The organism is Methylobacterium sp. 275MFSha3.1, assembly GCF_900108435.1.
GTDB lineage: Bacteria > Pseudomonadota > Alphaproteobacteria > Rhizobiales > Beijerinckiaceae > Methylobacterium.
The window spans coordinates 1-15132 of record NZ_FNWP01000008.1; the positions used below are offsets into that span (position 1 = coordinate 1).

At 72.1% G+C, this 15132-nt stretch carries 14 protein-coding genes and 1 pseudogene; 12 read left to right on the forward strand and 3 right to left on the reverse strand.

Going from position 1 to position 15132, the window contains the following annotated elements:
* Window position 1: 1 nt before the first annotated feature.
* Window positions 2–676: a transglutaminase-like cysteine peptidase gene (locus BLW78_RS10820; protein ID WP_170855138.1), complete on the reverse strand. Its 675-nt coding sequence runs from the start codon at window positions 674–676 to the stop codon at window positions 2–4.
* Window positions 677–926: 250 nt separating this feature from the next.
* On the opposite strand from BLW78_RS10820, the gene BLW78_RS10825 reads away from it, so the two are divergent.
* From BLW78_RS10825 to BLW78_RS10845, 5 genes are all read left to right on the forward strand, one after another.
* Complete coding sequence (locus BLW78_RS10825; RefSeq protein WP_091679369.1) at window positions 927–1496, forward strand: c-type cytochrome, methanol metabolism-related; 570 nt, start codon at window positions 927–929, stop codon at window positions 1494–1496.
* 159 nt (window positions 1497–1655) lie between these two features.
* Complete coding sequence (locus BLW78_RS10830; RefSeq protein ID WP_244526914.1) at window positions 1656–2858, forward strand: FIST signal transduction protein; 1203 nt, start codon at window positions 1656–1658, stop codon at window positions 2856–2858.
* A complete protein-coding gene (locus tag BLW78_RS10835) occupies window positions 2855–4201 on the forward strand; it encodes an ATP-binding response regulator (RefSeq protein WP_056526969.1) in 1347 nt (448 codons plus the stop codon). The genes BLW78_RS10830 and BLW78_RS10835 overlap by 4 nt, the downstream gene beginning before the upstream one ends.
* Before the next feature lie 221 nt (window positions 4202–4422).
* On the forward strand, window positions 4423–5850 hold the full coding sequence (locus tag BLW78_RS10840) for an MFS transporter (RefSeq protein WP_091679375.1): 1428 nt from the start codon (window positions 4423–4425) through the stop codon (window positions 5848–5850).
* 68 nt (window positions 5851–5918) lie between these two features.
* Window positions 5919–6716, forward strand: a complete 798-nt coding sequence (locus BLW78_RS10845; protein WP_091679378.1) for an SDR family NAD(P)-dependent oxidoreductase — start codon at window positions 5919–5921, stop codon at window positions 6714–6716.
* A gap of 342 nt (window positions 6717–7058) precedes the next feature.
* On the opposite strand, the gene BLW78_RS10850 is transcribed toward BLW78_RS10845, so the two are convergent.
* Window positions 7059–7418 (reverse strand): SWIB/MDM2 domain-containing protein, encoded by a 360-nt coding sequence (locus tag BLW78_RS10850; protein WP_012320460.1) that lies wholly within the window; start codon window positions 7416–7418, stop codon window positions 7059–7061.
* Window positions 7419–7661: 243 nt separating this feature from the next.
* On the opposite strand from BLW78_RS10850, the gene BLW78_RS32020 reads away from it, so the two are divergent.
* From BLW78_RS32020 to BLW78_RS10860, 3 genes and pseudogenes are all read left to right on the forward strand, one after another.
* Complete coding sequence (locus BLW78_RS32020; RefSeq protein ID WP_020092516.1) at window positions 7662–7784, forward strand: hypothetical protein; 123 nt, start codon at window positions 7662–7664, stop codon at window positions 7782–7784.
* Window positions 7785–7833: 49 nt separating this feature from the next.
* Window positions 7834–8319, forward strand: coding sequence for a DUF2721 domain-containing protein (locus tag BLW78_RS10855; protein ID WP_042669689.1), 486 nt, complete (start codon window positions 7834–7836; stop codon window positions 8317–8319).
* Between the two features lie 118 nt (window positions 8320–8437).
* Window positions 8438–8791 (forward strand): annotated as a pseudogene (locus tag BLW78_RS10860) (PRC-barrel domain-containing protein); the annotation flags it as partial.
* Window positions 8792–8897: 106 nt separating this feature from the next.
* On the opposite strand, the gene BLW78_RS10865 reads toward BLW78_RS10860, so the two are convergent.
* Window positions 8898–9305 (reverse strand): hypothetical protein, encoded by a 408-nt coding sequence (locus BLW78_RS10865; RefSeq protein WP_026604823.1) that lies wholly within the window; start codon window positions 9303–9305, stop codon window positions 8898–8900.
* A 339-nt stretch (window positions 9306–9644) separates the two neighbouring features.
* Here BLW78_RS10865 and BLW78_RS10870 point away from each other — a divergent pair, with 339 nt between their 5' ends.
* The 4 genes from BLW78_RS10870 (at window position 9645) to BLW78_RS10885 (ending at window position 15033) form a co-directional block, all read left to right on the forward strand.
* On the forward strand, window positions 9645–10448 hold the full coding sequence (locus tag BLW78_RS10870) for a PRC-barrel domain-containing protein (protein ID WP_091679380.1): 804 nt from the start codon (window positions 9645–9647) through the stop codon (window positions 10446–10448).
* The gene (locus tag BLW78_RS10875; protein ID WP_020092521.1) at window positions 10445–11821 is read left to right on the forward strand and encodes an MFS transporter; all 1377 of its coding nucleotides are present in this window, start codon (window positions 10445–10447) and stop codon (window positions 11819–11821) included. The genes BLW78_RS10870 and BLW78_RS10875 overlap by 4 nt, the downstream gene beginning before the upstream one ends.
* Before the next feature lie 204 nt (window positions 11822–12025).
* Entirely contained in the window at window positions 12026–13795 is a 1770-nt protein-coding gene (locus BLW78_RS10880) for an ABC transporter ATP-binding protein (protein WP_026604824.1), read from the forward strand.
* Window positions 13796–14103: 308 nt separating this feature from the next.
* Complete coding sequence (locus BLW78_RS10885; protein ID WP_020092523.1) at window positions 14104–15033, forward strand: glutaminase; 930 nt, start codon at window positions 14104–14106, stop codon at window positions 15031–15033.
* Window positions 15034–15132 lie beyond the last annotated feature (99 nt).

A 15132-nucleotide genomic window follows, 5' to 3' on the forward strand; every position in this document is an offset into this window, starting at 1 on the left:
TTCACCGGTTTGCGGTGGTGACCGGGGAGGTGACGCCGCCGAGGGAGACCCAGGCGACGGCGTCCTGGCTCTCGCGCTTGATGAACACGTAGCCGGTCTTGTGCCAGGGCAGGATCGCGCTGGTCTTGTTGTCGAGCACCAGGTCGCCCCGGTCGGTGATCAGGGTCAGCACGGCGTGGCCCTCGCCCTTCTCGTCGATCACCACGGTCATGCGCATCGCCCGCCGCGGCAGGCCGGCCTCGGCCAGCATGTGGCGCTTGAGCAGCTGGAAGTCCTCGCAGTCGCCGATGCCGTCCTCGGCCAGGTCCCAGCGGTCGGCCACGTGCAGGTGGTCCTGGTCGGTCATCGGCTCGATCGCCTTGTTGACCCGCCGGTTCACCGACACGATCGTCGCCCAGGTCGCCGGCGTCAGGCTGATCCGGGCCGGCTCGCCCCGGTCCAGCGCGCACTCCGCCGCGTAGGTCTGGCAGAACGTCACCCACGCCGCGATCGGCTTGGCATCGCCCTGCACCCGGGCGCCGGCCTCGGTGGGCAGGCTCGCCAGCGTCTGCGCCTGGGCCGGGGCGGCGAGCCCCGCGACGGCGAGGGCAGCCAGGGCCGCCCGGCGGCTCCGGGAGAGCCGACGCGAGGCGGGTCCCTTGACCAGGCCCTGCATCATGGAAACCGCGAACCGCATCGCCGGGACCCAACCGTTAAGCTCTCGTTAACGAAAGCTCTCACGCCGGCGGGCCGGCGGCAATCCGCCGATTAACAAAAGGTTAATGCTGTGCGCAACGCGGATAAGCGCACTCTCGGCCGGTCATCGTGACGCTCACCGGCCGTGCGCGAAAACGTGAAGGCGCCTCAAGGTGTTCTCGGACGAGATCCGCCGTTATCCCGGCACCGCGCCACTAAGAAGAAGCCTGTGGGCGGCAGGAGGAAGACGTATGCGGTGCGTTGCAGACAGAGTGGCCGGCCTCGTCCTGGCCGGGCTCGCAGCGGGAACCCTGGGGATGCTGCCGGCCTCCGCCGCGGCTCCGACCGCCGCCCCGCCCGCGACCGACCTGAAGAGCGAGGGGCCGACGCAGCCGGCCAAGGTCCAAGACGGTCAGTACACCGACAAGAACGGTAACCCGACCTACCACGTCACGGACGGCGGCAAGATGGTCGACTGGTACACCATGTCCGGCTACGTCCGGTACAGCGCGAACTGCATGGCCTGCCACGGCCCCGACGGGCTGGGATCGACCTATGCGCCGTCGCTGGTCGACGCCCTCAAGGGCATGGACTACGCGCAGTTCGCCGGCATCGTCGTGGGCGGCAAGAGGGACGTGAACGCCTCGCAGGAGCTGGTGATGCCCGCCTTCGGCGAGAACAAGAACGTCACCTGCTACCTGCCGGACATTTACACCTATCTCCGCGCCCGCTCCGACGGGGCGCTCGGCCGCAATCGACCGTCCGAGCACGAACCCAAGCCCGCGGCCTTCGAGAAGGCCGAGGATGCCTGCATGAAGTGAGGCCGCCCCGGTCCGGCTTCCCGCGCGAACCGGACCGGGTCGACACGCCCCGTTGCACCGCTCGATTGCGCACGACATACTCCGCCCAAGACGCTGAAGAACGGGCGCCAAGCCTGCCGAGGGGGTCGCAGGGGGTGGAACGTGGCTCAAGGATCGGGAGTGCGCCGCCATCTGTGCGGCATCTGGACGGCCTGGACGGACGCGGCCGGGGCCGCCGACGCGGCCGCGGAGGTGGCGCTCGCGGTCGGTGACACCGCCCTGTCGCAGGTCGTCGCGTTCTTCTCCGCCGATTACGATGCCGAGATCCTGGCCCGTGCCCTGGAGACCCGGTTCCCCGGCGTGCCGGTGGCCGGCTGCTCGATGTCGGGCGGCATCGCCCCGGCCGGCGGCCTCGACCGCGGGCTCGTCGTCATCGCGTTCCCGGCCGAGCGGTTCCGGATCGTCTCGACCGTCCTCGACGCCATCGACCACCTCGACGTGGAGCGGACCGCCTCGGCGGTCCGGGCGCTGCGCCGGACCCTGGACCCGCTGGACCGGTGCCGCGATGTCGACGCGGCCGGCACGGGCCACCGCTTCGCCCTGTCGCTGATCGACGGGCTCGCCAACGCCGAGGAGACCGTGGTCTCGGCGATCGCCTGGGCGCTCGACGGCATCCCGATCGTCGGCGGCTCGGCCGGCGACGACCTGCGCTTCCGGGACGCCGTCATGCTCCACGGCGGGAAGATCCACCGCAAGGCGGCGGTCCTGGTGCTCGTCGAGACCGACTTCTCGGTGGAGATCTTCAAGAGCGACAATTTCGAGCCGACGCGGACCAAGTTCGTGGTCACCGCCTCGGACGGCGAGCGCCGCACCGTGCACGAGCTCAACGCCGAGCCGGCGGCCCGGGAATACGCGATGGCGATCGGCCTCGACCCCGAGGGCCTGTCGCCGATGAGCTTCGCCGCCTACCCGCTCGCCGTGAAGGTCGGCGGCGAGTATTTCTGCCGCTCGATCCGGCGGATGAACGAGGACGGCTCGCTCAGCTTCTTCTGCGCGGTGGACGAGGGCGTGGTGCTCACCCTCGCCGAGCCGCGCGACATCGTCGCCTCGACCCGGGCGGAGCTGGCGCGCCTCGACGCCGTGCTCGGCGGCGTCGACCTCATCATCGGCTTCGAGTGCGTGCTCCGCCGCCTCGACGCCGAGAGCCGGCAGGTCCGGCACGGGATCGCCGACCTCTACCGCCGCTACAACGTCGTCGGCTTCGAGACCTTCGGCGAGCAGTACCGGGCGATGCACCTGAACCAGACCTTCACGGGCATCGCCATCGGCAAGACCCTCGCCGCGGGCCCGCCGGCCGCGGCCCCCGCCCCGGCCGCGTCGTGACCCTGCACCCGAATGGCCTCGAGACCGACGCGTCGCTGCACCGGCGGATCGAGAAGCTCGAGCGGATCAACGCCGCGCTGATGTCCCATGTCGAGCGCTCCATGGACCAGCGAGGCAGCGCCTACTCGCTGTTCCAGACGGCGATCATGCTCGAGGGCCGGGTCCGCACCCGCACCGAGGAGCTGACCGGGCTGATGCATCGGCTGGAGCGCTCCAACGAGGCGCTGGCCGCGGCCAAGGAGGAGGCCGAGACCGCCAACCGCTCGAAGACGCGGTTCCTGGCGGCGGCGAGCCACGACCTGCTGCAGCCGGTCAACGCCGCCCGCCTCTCGATCTCGGCGCTCGCCGACCTCGACGTGCCGCCGGAGGCGCGCACCATCGCCGGACAGGTGGAGCGGGGCCTGCAGACCATCGAGGACCTGATCAAGACGCTGCTCGACATCTCGAAGCTCGATGCCGGGATCGTCCGGCCGCAGGTCCAGCCCGTCTTCCTGCCCGACCTGCTGGCTGGGATCGCGGAGAGCTTCGAACCCTTCGCGCAGCGCAAGGGCCTGCGCCTGTCGGTGCACTGCCCGGACCTGACCGTCACCAGCGACGTGGTGCTCCTGCAGCGGATCCTCCAGAACCTCGTCTCCAACGCCGTCCGCTACACCCGCACTGGCGGGATCGTCCTGGCGGCCCGGCGCCGGTCCGGCGGCGTCCGGATCGAAGTGACCGACACGGGCTGCGGCATCGCCGCCGAAGAATGCGAGCTCGTCTTCGACGAGTTCTTCCGGGGCGGCGACCGGCCGAGCAGCGGCGAGGAGCCGGGCCTCGGCCTCGGCCTGTCGATCGTCCGCCGCATGGCCCTCGCCCTCGATCATCCCCTGCGGCTGCGCTCCCGGGTCGGCCACGGCACCCGCGTGTCGCTGACGCTGCCCCTGAGCGCGGTCCCGGCCGCCGCCGCGCCGCCCGCCCCGGTGGCGACCCGGCTCTCGGGAGCCCACGTGCTCGTCGTGGAGAACGACGCCTCCACGGCCGACGCCCTCGCGCGCCTGCTCCAGAACTGGGATGCAAGGGTCTCGACCTTCCGCGACCTCGCGGGGGTGAAGGCCGCCGTCGCGGCGGGCGCCGGGGCGCCGGACATCCTGGTGCTTGACTACCATCTCGACGACGGCGCCTGCGGCCTCGACGTGGCCGCCTATCTCCGGGCGCTGCATACCGGGCCGCTCCCGGTCATCGTCACCACCGCCGACCATACCGGCGCGGTCGAGGAGCGCGTCACCGCCGCCGGCGCGGAGCTCGTGCACAAGCCGATCAAGCCGGCCCAGCTCCGCTCCCTGCTGACCTACATGCTGGCCTGAGCCCGATCGGGCGCCGCGACGCGCCGGCTCGCGCCGGATCCGAGCCGCGGGCGTCCGCGGCGAACACTCCCGTCCGCGCCGTGACATAGGACACACGGCCCCCCTCGACGGGCCTCCCCGCCTGCGCGACAGGGAGCAGCATCCGCGGCGCGTCCCGTGCCCGGATGTCCCCCCGCCATCGACGTCACGGACCCGCCGGGACGCCGCAGGAGCGCGCACCCATGGCGCAGGTCCCGCACGGTCCGACAGGCAGCCCGCCGGGTCATCCTCAGGGCACCGCGCAGGGGTCCGTCCAGGACGGCTTGCCGCCGCGCGAGCGCGTCCTCGCCATGGCGGCGATCGGGCTCGCCATGACCATGGCGGTCCTCGACGGGGCCATCGTCAATGTGGCGCTGCCCGTCATGGCCAAGGACCTCGCGGTCCGGCCGGCCGACGCGATCTTCGTGGTCAACGCCTACCAGGTCGCCGTCACGGCGAGCCTCCTGCCGTTCGCGGCCCTCGGCGACATCTTCGGCTTCCGGAAAGTCTACCTGCCGGGGCTCGCGCTGTTCGTCGCCGCGTCGCTCGCCTGCGCGGTCGCGCCGAACCTGCCGATGCTGATCGCGGCGCGCATCGTCCAGGGCCTCGGTGGCGCGGCGATCATGAGCGTGAATATCGGCTTCGTGCGCTTCATCTACCCGCACCGGATGATCGGCCAGGGGGTCGCCAACGTCGCGCTGGTGGTGGCGGTGGCCTCGGCCGCCGGCCCGACCGTGGCGGCGGCGATCCTGTCGGTGGCGACCTGGCCCTGGCTGTTCCTCGTGAACATCCCCGTGGGCCTGCTGGCCCTGGCGGTGGCGTCCCGGACCCTGCCGGTCACACCGGCGAGCGGCCGCCCCTTCGACCTCGCGAGCGCGGTGCTCAACGCGCTGACCTTCGGCCTGCTGATCATCGGGATCGACGGTCTCGGCGATCCGGAGGCGCGCGGGGTCGCCATCGTCGAGCTCGCCGCCGCCCTGGTCATCGCCGCGGTGTTCGTGCGGCGCCAGATCCGGCTGCCCGCCCCGCTCCTGCCGGTCGACCTGCTGCGGATCCCCGCCTTCGCCCTGTCGATGGCGACGTCCGTCGCCTCGTTCTGCGCCCAGATGGTCTCCTACGTGGCGCTGCCCTTCTACTTCCAGGACGTGCTGCACCTCTCCAGCACCCAGACCGGCTTCCTGCTCACCCCCTGGCCGATCGCGGTTGCCGCGATGGCGCCGATCTCCGGCCGCCTCGCGGACCGCTACCCGCCCGGCATCCTCGGCGGCGTCGGGCTGGCCCTGATGGCCGCCGGGCTCGTCAGCGTGACGCTCCTGCCCGCGGCCCCCGCCACCCTCGACATCGTCTGGAGGCTCACCCTGTGCGGCCTCGGCTTCGGCCTGTTCCAGTCGCCCAACAACAAGGTGATCGTCACCTCGGCGCCGCGCGAGCGGGCCGGCGGGGCGAGTGGGATGCAGTCGACGGCGCGGCTCACCGGGCAGTCGCTCGGCGCGGCCCTGGTGGCGGTGATCTTCGGCCTGACGCACGGGCTCGGGGCCGAGCGGGCCGTCACCATCTCGCTCTCCTGCGCTGTGGCGCTCTCGGTGATCGGCGGCTGCGCCAGCGTCCTGCGGCGGAGTCGGAGCGGCTAGACCGACCCCGTATGCCACCGCGGGCGCGGGACCGCGTTGACGCGACGAGTCACGTGCAGGAGCGTCCCATGGATCTCGATCTCACCGGCCGGAAGGCCCTGGTCACCGGCTCGACCGGCGGCATCGGCTACGCCATCGCCAAGGAACTCCTCGATCTCGGCGCCGAGGTCGGCATCAACGGCCGCACGCCCGAGCGCGTCGAGGCCGCGCTGGCGAGGCTGCGGGGCGAGGCGCGGGCCGGCCGCGCCTTCGCGGCGCCGGGGGATGTCGCGACCGCGGACGGCGTGTCCGCGCTCGTCCAGGGGCTGCCGGTCGTGGATATCCTGGTCAACAACACCGGGATCTTCGAGCCGAAGCCGTTCTTCGAGATCCCGGATGCCGACTGGCAGTGCTTCTTCGACGTCAACGTGATGAGCGGCGTGCGCCTGTCCCGGGCCTACACGCCCGGCATGGCGGAGCGCGGCTGGGGCCGGGTGATCTTCATCTCCAGCGAGTCCGGGATCAACACGCCGACCGAGATGGTCCATTACGGGATGACCAAGACCGCGCAGCTCGCGATCTCCCGCGGGCTCGCCCAGACGGTGGCCGGCAGCGGCGTGACGGTCAACAGCGTCCTGCCCGGCCCGACCCTGTCGGAGGGCGTCGCGGAGTTCATGACGCAGATGGCCGGCGGCGCGGCCGACGCCGACCTCGAGGCCATGGGCCGCCAGTTCGTCGCGGAGCACCGGCCTTCCTCGCTGATCCGGCGCCTCGCGCGGGTGGAGGAGGTGGCGAGCCTCGTCGCCTATCTCTGCAGCCCGGCCGCGAGCGCCACCACCGGCGCAGCTCTGCGGGTCGACGGCGGTGTCCTGCAGGGTCTCGCCTAGGATCTGGCGCGGCCCGGCCCCGGGATCAGGACCGGTCCGGGCATCACCCGCCGGTCTCGGAAGCGGTGGCCCGGTCGACCAACCCGCGGGCGCGGGACCGCGATGCCCGGCGAGAGCGCGCGAGGAAGCCCGGGATCCAGACCCGTGGGATCCGGACCTATGAACGCGCCCCGCTCCGCGGATCGCCCGAGCCCGCCGGGTTGACCGGCGGCTCTGGATTCCGGGCTTTCGCCCGCGGCGCGCCGCGCCATGTCGGCCGGTCGTCCGGCCCGACTGGAGCGTCGCGGAGGCACCTAGAGCCGTCGGCCCAGACGAGACGCCGGACTTGGCTCTAGGTCGTGATCAGGCCTTCAGGTGGGCGGCGAGATGCTTGTTCATCTCGAACATGGAGCACTTGTCCTTGCCGAAGACCTTCTTGAGCTTGTCGTCGGCAACGATCTCGCGCTTGTTCTGCGGGTTCTGAAGATTGTTCTTCTTGATGTAGTCCCAAACCTTGCTGACCACCTCGCCGCGGGGCAGCGGGCTGGTGCCGACGATGGCGCCGAGCTCGGCCGACGGCTTCAGCGGCTGCTGCAGAGCGTTGGGCTTGGTGCCGGCCGACTTGGCGGCAGCCGGCTTCGCAGCCTTCGCCGGGGCGGCCTTCTCCGCAGTCTTGGTGGTCTTGGCCGCCTTCGGCGCAGCCTTCTCGGTCTTTGTGGCCATAAACTTCCTCCGGTTCTCGGGCCGCAGGCCGGGGCATGATCGCCCCACGGCCGAGCCAGCATAGCAGCAACTAAGCGGTGCCGCCGCCGTTCCAAGGGGAAATTGCCTTTGCAGCCCCCTCATCCACAAGGCACGCACGAGAATCCCCTGTGGGATCGCCCGATCGACGCCGTGGTGAAGATTATTCGGTCCGATGCCGGGCGCGAAACCTGCTCTTAACAATCCTGCGCGCGAAGTACAGACATGTTCGCCCCGGCCCTCACGCTCGCGCTCCTGCTCGCCACCGGACTGGTCACCGGTCTCGGGTTGGTGATCCGCGCGGAGACGACGGCCTCCGGAACCGCGCCGGGGCGCGGACTGATCTGAGCGACCCGGGATTGCCGCGCCGGTCCGCCGGGTGCATCAGCCCGACCGCATGACCGACCCGATCACCCTCGCGAGCCTGGAAGGGACTGCCCACGTCGTCCAGGTGGCGCTCAGCCCCGTCTTCCTGCTGTCGGGCATCGCGACGCTCCTCAACGTCTTCGGGGCCCGCCTCGCGCGCGTGGCGGACCAGGCCGACCACGTCTCCGGATTGCTGGCGGGGGCCGGCGACGCCGAGCGCGTCCGCCTCGGTCAGCGCCTGGACCGCCTTCACCGGCGCTCCCTCGCGCTCGACGCCGCAGTGTTCCTGGCCGCGCTCGGCGGCGTGGCGACCTGCGGCTCGGTGCTGACGCTGTTCGTGGGCGCGCTGCGCGACAGCACGGTCGCGACCCTGCTGTTCGGCCTGTTCGGCGCGGCGATCCTGTGCACGCTGTGCGCCCTCGTGGCCTTCGGCTTCGAGATGCTGCTGGCGAACCGCTCGGTCCGCGACCGGATCAACCAGCGGCGGGCGAGCGCCGGCATGCCGCCCGACCGCTGAGCGCTCGGTGCGGGTCCGGACCCCGCGCCCCGCCGGCGGAACCGGTCCCGACCGGCGCGCTTAGTGAGCCGAGGGACCGCCGCGCGGGCACGACCCCGCGCGCGAACCGGGAGAGATCATGCCGACGGACCTGCCCAACGAGCGCACCCTGAGAAAGCCCGGCACGCTGGAGCTCGACCCCGCCGCCGGCGAAGGCGTCGCCATCGACGAGACGCCGCGTCTGATCGCGTCCAACAGGGTCGAGGGCACCGCCGTCTACGACCGCAGCGGCCGCCACCTCGGCGCTATCCACAATTTCATGGTGGACAAGATCTCCGGACAGGTCGCCTACGCGGTTCTGGCCTTCGGAGGCTTCCTTGGGCTCGGCGAGACCCACCACCCGCTGCCCTGGAAGGCGCTGAGCTACAGCACTGAACTCGGCGGCTACGTGGTCGATCTCGAGCCCGGCGTGCTCGCGGAGGCGCCGAGCCAGGCGGCCGGTTAGGCCTGGCTCGTCGACCCGGGCTGTCGGGCGCGGATCATCCCGCGTCGCGGCGCGCGGACGCTTCGCTGCGGAGCGGGCCCCGGGACGTGCCGGCTCAGAACTTCCCGCCGAGGCCGACGCTGCCACCCGGCGACAGCATCGGGCCCATCGAGCCGCTGCCGCCGCTGCCGCCGACGGCCGCGTTGCCGCCGTCGAGATCCTCGCGCCGGATGCGGCGCTCGCCGCTGTCGGCCGTCCGCGTGGCGCCGCCGGCGGTCTTGGGAATCGCGAGCTGCCTCGTCGGCGCCGTCTGGAGAGGCTGACCGTCGGCATCGACCGCGGCGTTGCGCGGCTCGCGGTTCGGCAGCGAACCGCGCAGCGACGGCGGCAGCCCGACCTCCGTCGCCGGCATCACGCCTCCGCCTCCGCCGAGCGCCTGACAGCCGGCCACGAGACCGGACAGGGCGGCACCGAGCGCGAGGCCGCGCGCTGCCGCGCATCGCGACGTGGTGAGGGTCGACATCGTGTAGTCCTCGACAGTGGCCACGGTGCCATCCGCGGCTCGCGTGGGTTTATGCGCGGTTGTCTACGCTGGGGATGCGGCGAAAACCAGACAGCGCCGCGGGACGCCGGGGGATGACGCCGCCCCCTCGGGCCGTGCGGGCGCCCCGCGCGGCCCGAGCCTTGCTGCGAGGCCGCCGCGGTCCATAACTTCGCCCAGGTCCTGCGGCACGACGCCATCCGCGGGCGGGATCCTGCCGGCGGCGGACCCGGAACCGGCCGAATGCGGTCGTGGACGCGCCGGCACGCCGGCGCGGCCCGGCCTTTCCTCAGAGGACGAAGCGTGTTCAGAACCAACCGGATGATCGCGGCCGTGACGCTCGCCCTCTGGGCGTCGGGGGCCGCGGCGCAGGCCCAGGTGAGCGGCAGCGAGGGTCCTGCCGGTCAGGCCGCGCCGCAGAGTCCGGCCGCGCCGCCATCCGCACCGCCGGCCCAGACGCCTGCCCAGACCCCGGGCCAGACGCCGGCCCCGGTACCGGCCCCGACGCCACCGCCCGCGGCGACCCCGGCCGCCCCGCCCGCCAGCCCGCCGGCTGCCGCGGGCGCGCCGCCCTCCGCGGCCCAGGCCCAGCAGCAGGGGACACCCGCCACCGTCCTCGACACGCAGGATTACGAGAGCCTGCTCGGCCGCAGCGTGCGTAGCGCCGGCGGCGACGAGCTCGGGCGCGTCATCGACATCATCATCGACAAGGAGGGTCATCCCCGCGCCGCCATCATCGATTTCGGCGGCTTCCTCGGTGTGGGAACCCGCAAGATCGCCGTGGACTGGCGCGCCCTGCGCTTCACGCCGGACGGCGGGAAGGAGCGCAAGCTGTCGGTCGCGCTGACCCGCAATCAGGTCCGCGTCTCCCCGGAATACAAGGCCGGCGAGCCGATCGTGGTCCTGGGCCCCGCCAGCCCGGCCGCGCCCGCGGCCGAGGGCGAGCAGGCGGCCGCGCCGACGGCGGGCTCCGCGACGCCGCCGCAGTCGGCCCCGGCCGCGCCGGCGCCCGGCAACGCGGCCTCGGGCGCCGCGGCGCCGGCCGCCGCGACCCCGCCGACCCCCGCCGCGCCTATGCCCGCGCCCGCGCCCGCCCCGCCCCCGGAGAAGGCACCGGATAAGTGACGGTGGCCCGGTTGAAGGTCAGAACCGCCGCCGCCCCCCGCGAGCGCGACGTGCCCCGGCAGGACATCCGCTCCCGTCCGACCCGCCTGAAGGATCAGGCGGCCGAGGCCGCACGCGCACCGGCAGGCTCGGCGGTCCACGGCGAACGCGCGATCTCGTCGGCGAGCCGCTACGGCCTCGACGCCTTCGCGTTCTTCGTCGCGAACCTGCAGACCGGGTTCGGCCCGTTCCTGGCGGTCTACTTCTCCCAGGCCAAGTGGACCCAGTCCGACATCGGCTTCGCCCTGACGGTGGGCAGCCTCGTGGCGCTCCTCGGCCAGGTGCCGGGTGGCGCCTTCGTCGACGTCGTGCGCTCGAAGCGCTTCGCCGCCGCCGTGGCGGTCATCGGGATCGCCGGCAGCGCCTTCGCGCTGGCGGTCTGGCCGAGCTTCCTGATCGTGCTCCTGGCGATGGCGCTCCACTCGGCCGCGAGCTGCGTGCTGACGCCGGCCATCGCGGCGATCAGCATCGGTCTGGTCGGGCGCGCCCGGGCCGGCGAGCGCCTCGGCCGGAACGCGAGCTTCGCCGCCCTGGGCAACGCCCTCGGCGCGGCCGGCATGGGCGCCATCGGCTACTACCTGTCGAACGGCGCCGTCTTCTACCTCACCGCCGCCCTCGGGATCCCGACGGTGATCGCGCTGGCGCGCATCCGCGCCCAGGACATCGATCCGGGCGTGTTCAAGGAGCCGGCCCCGGCCCAGGCGGTGCCGGCCTCGACGGCGCCCGCGTCCGGCCAGGACGGCATCCGCGCACTCCTGACCAACCGCGGCCTCCTGTGCTTCGCGGCCTGCATGGTGCTGTTCTTCCTCGCCAACGCCGCGATGCTGCCCCTCGTCGGCAGCGTCCTGACCCTGCGGGCGAGCGAGACCGCGACCGCGCTCGTGGCGGCCTGCATCATGGTCCCGCAGGCCGTCCTCGCGGTGAGCGCCCCGGCGGTCGGCCGGGCCGCCGAGCGTTTCGGCCGCTACCCGGTGCTGCTGTTCGGCTTCGGCGCCCTCCCGGTCCGCGGCCTGCTGCTCGCCTACACGACCAACCCCTACGGCCTCGTCGCCATCCAGGTGCTCGACGGGATCTCGGCCTCGGTGCTGGGCGTGATGGTGCCGCTGATCGTGTCGGACCTCACCCGCGGCACCGGCCGCTTCAACCTCGCCCTCGGTGCGGTCGGGACCGCCATGGGCATCGGCGCGGCCCTCTCGACCTCGCTCGCCGGCATCATGGCCGACCATCTCGGCAGCCACAGCGCCTTCCTGGGGCTCGCGGTCGTCGGCTTCGCGGCCTTCATGCTGGTGGCGCTGATCATGCCGGAGACGCGCCAGCCGGAGCGCGCGGCCTGACCCGGCGCGGCATCGGATTCGCTTGGGTGTTTCCGAGCCGCTCAAGCGGCGTTCAGGTTCTGCGGATAAAAGCGCGGCGAAGGTGCGAGCCGGTGAAACATATGGCAACGCTCTCGCGTTGCCGCTGCGGGTCAGACTGCGCCCGCGCTGCACTCCGCCTCAGCCCGTAAGCCAAAGCCGCGCGAATACGGAATGGTCACCGCGATGGAAGAGCTGCACCGATACGCCGACAGGCCCTTCGCCTTCGTCGGACGGTATCTCCGGCGCCGCTGGCTGCCGCACCTGGTCATCCTGATCTCGGTGCTCGGCGCCGTCGGCTTCTCGGTCTCCACCGATTACGCCCTGAAGGGCGTGGTCGACGCGCTGACGAAGGGTCCCGGCCCCGACAACACCGTGATCTGGGGCGCCCTGGCGGTCCTGATCGCCTTCATCGCCGCCGACAACATGCTCTGGCGCGTGGCCGCGCTGACCGGCGCCTTCACCTTCGTGGGCATCACGGGCGACATCCGGCGCGACCTGTTCCGGCACCTGACCGGCCACTCCCCGACCTTCTTCTCCGACCGCCAGCCGGGCACCCTGGCGTCGCGGATCACGGCGACCTCGAACGCGATCTTCACGGTCGAGAACATGTTCGTGTTCAACGTGATGCCGCCGACGGTCGCGGCCTTCGGGTCGATCGCCTACATCGCCACCGTCAACCTCACCATGGCGGGCATCCTGGCGGGCGTGTTCGCCGCCGTCGTCGTGCTGATGTTCAAGATGGCCGCGGCCGGCAAGCCGCTGCACCACGACTTCGCCGCCAAGGCCGCCTCCGTCGACGGCGAGATGGTCGACCTCGTCGGCAACATGTCGCTCGTGCGCGCCTTCTCGGCGTTCAAGCGCGAGGGCCAGCGCTTCGAGGGCACCGTCGCCACCGAGATGCGCGCCCGCCGCTCGTCCCTGCTCTATCTTGAGAAGCTGCGGATCGTGCACGCGGTGCTCACCGTGCTCGCCGTGTTCGGCCTGCTCTACTGGGCGATCCAGATGTGGGAGGCCGGCCAGGCGACGAACGGTCAGGTGGTCCTCGTCTGCACGCTCGGCATCCGCATCCTCGCCGCGACCCGCGACCTCGCGGTGGCGCTGGTCGACGCGACCCAGCACACCGCCCGCCTCTCCGAGGCGCTGCACACCCTGCTCCAGCCCCACGACCTCGTGGACCATCCGGAGGCGCAGCCGCTCAGCGGCCAGGGCGCCAAGATCGAGTTCGAGCACGTCGCGTTCAGCTATCCGGACGGGCGCCCCGTCTTCACCGACTTCGACCTCGTCATCGAGCCCGGCCAGCGCGTCGGCCTCGTGGGCAGGTCGGGCGGCGGCAAGTCGACCCTGTTCTCGCTGATCCAGCGCTTCTACGACGTGCAGAGCGGCGCGATCCGCATCAACGGGCAGAACATCGAGCGCGTCACGCAGGAATCCCTGCGCGAGGCCATCACGGTCGTGCCGCAGGACGTCTCGATGTTCCACCGCTCCCTGCGTGAGAACATCCGCTACGGCCGGCCCGAGGCGACCGACGAGGAGGTCTGGCAGGCGGCCGAGGCGGCGCACTGCACCGACTTCATCAAGGCCCTGCCGGAAGGCTTCGACACGATCGTGGGCGATCGCGGCGTGAAGCTCTCGGGCGGCCAGCGGCAGCGCATCGCCATCGCCCGGGCGATCCTGAAGAACTCGCCGATCCTGCTGCTCGACGAGGCGACCTCGGCACTCGACGCCGAATCCGAGCAGGCGATCCGTCACGCCCTCGCCAACCTGATGAAGGGCCGGACCGTCATCGCCATCGCGCACCGTCTCTCGACGCTGCAGGATTTCGACCGGATCGTCGTGCTCGACGGCGGCCGCATCGCGCAGGACGGCTCGCCCGACAAGCTGACCCATCTCGACGGCTTCTTCCGGGAGCTGATGAAGAAGGAATCCATGGCGATGGCGCTCGCCGCCGCGTGATGATCCTTCTCGCCGAGCGGACGCACCGCAGCCGTCTTTGCGAGCGCAGCGAAGCAATCCAGTGAGGCACGCGATGCCCGAGCGTGGCGCATCCCTGGGTCGCTTCGCTGCGCTCGCGATGACGGTGCGGATCGAGTGACGGCCCGGCGGCCGGCGCTCGCCGGCCGATCGTCACGCGGGCACGGCCGCTCCGGTTCCCACGCCCGCCCGGCACTGCTAGATCACCGCGCGGCCGGACCGGACCTTGCATCGCCTGAGACGTCGCGAACCGGCCCGGTTCCGACGCAACGCGACGCCCGAGCCCGACCGTGCCCGACCTTGCCCACGTCATCCGGGAGATCTCCGAGGAGATGGCCCAGCGCCCCGACCGGGGCGCGGTCGCGGACTACATCCCGGAGCTGGCCCGGGTCGATCCCGGCCAGTTCGGCCTGGCGGTGATCGACGCCGAGGGGCAGGTCTTCACCGGCGGCGACAGCGAGACGCCGTTCTCGATCCAGAGCGTGTCGAAGGTGTTCACGCTCACCCTCGCCCTCGGCATGGTCGGCGACCGCCTCTGGAAACGGGTCGGCCGCGAGCCCTCGGGCAATCCGTTCAATTCCATCGTGCAGCTGGAGCGGGAGCGCGGCGTGCCGCGCAATCCCTTCATCAACGCGGGCGCGATCGCGGTCACCGACGTGATCCTCTCGGGCCACGAGCCCCGCGAGGCGCTGGGCGAGATCCTGCGCTTCATGCAGTTCCTGGCCCAGGATTCCAGCATCACCATCGACGAGACGGTGGCGGCCTCGGAGAAGCGCACGGGCTTCCGCAACACCGCGCTGGCCAACTACATGAAGTCGTTCGGCGTCCTCGACAATCCGGTCGACTACACGCTCGGCGTCTACTTCCACCACTGCGCCATCGCGATGAACTGCCGCCAGCTCGCGCGGGCCGGACGGTTCCTGGCGCATAACGGCGTCAACCCGTCGACCGGCCACTCGGTGGTGTCGGCGGAGCGCGCGCGCCGCATCAACGCGATCATGCTGACCTGCGGCCACTACGACGGGTCGGGCGAGTTCGCCTACCGCGTGGGCCTGCCGGGCAAGAGCGGGGTCGGCGGCAGCATCCTGGCGATCGCGCCCGGCAAGGCGTCCATCGCCGTCTGGTCGCCCGGCCTCGACGCGGCGGGCAATTCCCATCTCGGCCGCATCGCCCTGGAGCGGCTGACGCAGCGCATGGGCTGGTCCGTCTTCGGCGCCTGACGGCTCCGCCGAGCGGCCCGCGTCGCGCCCCCTTGCGCGCTGCACGCTTCCGCGGCACTGCGCCGGCGGGGCGCCGCGGCGCCGAGACGAGGCTCACCG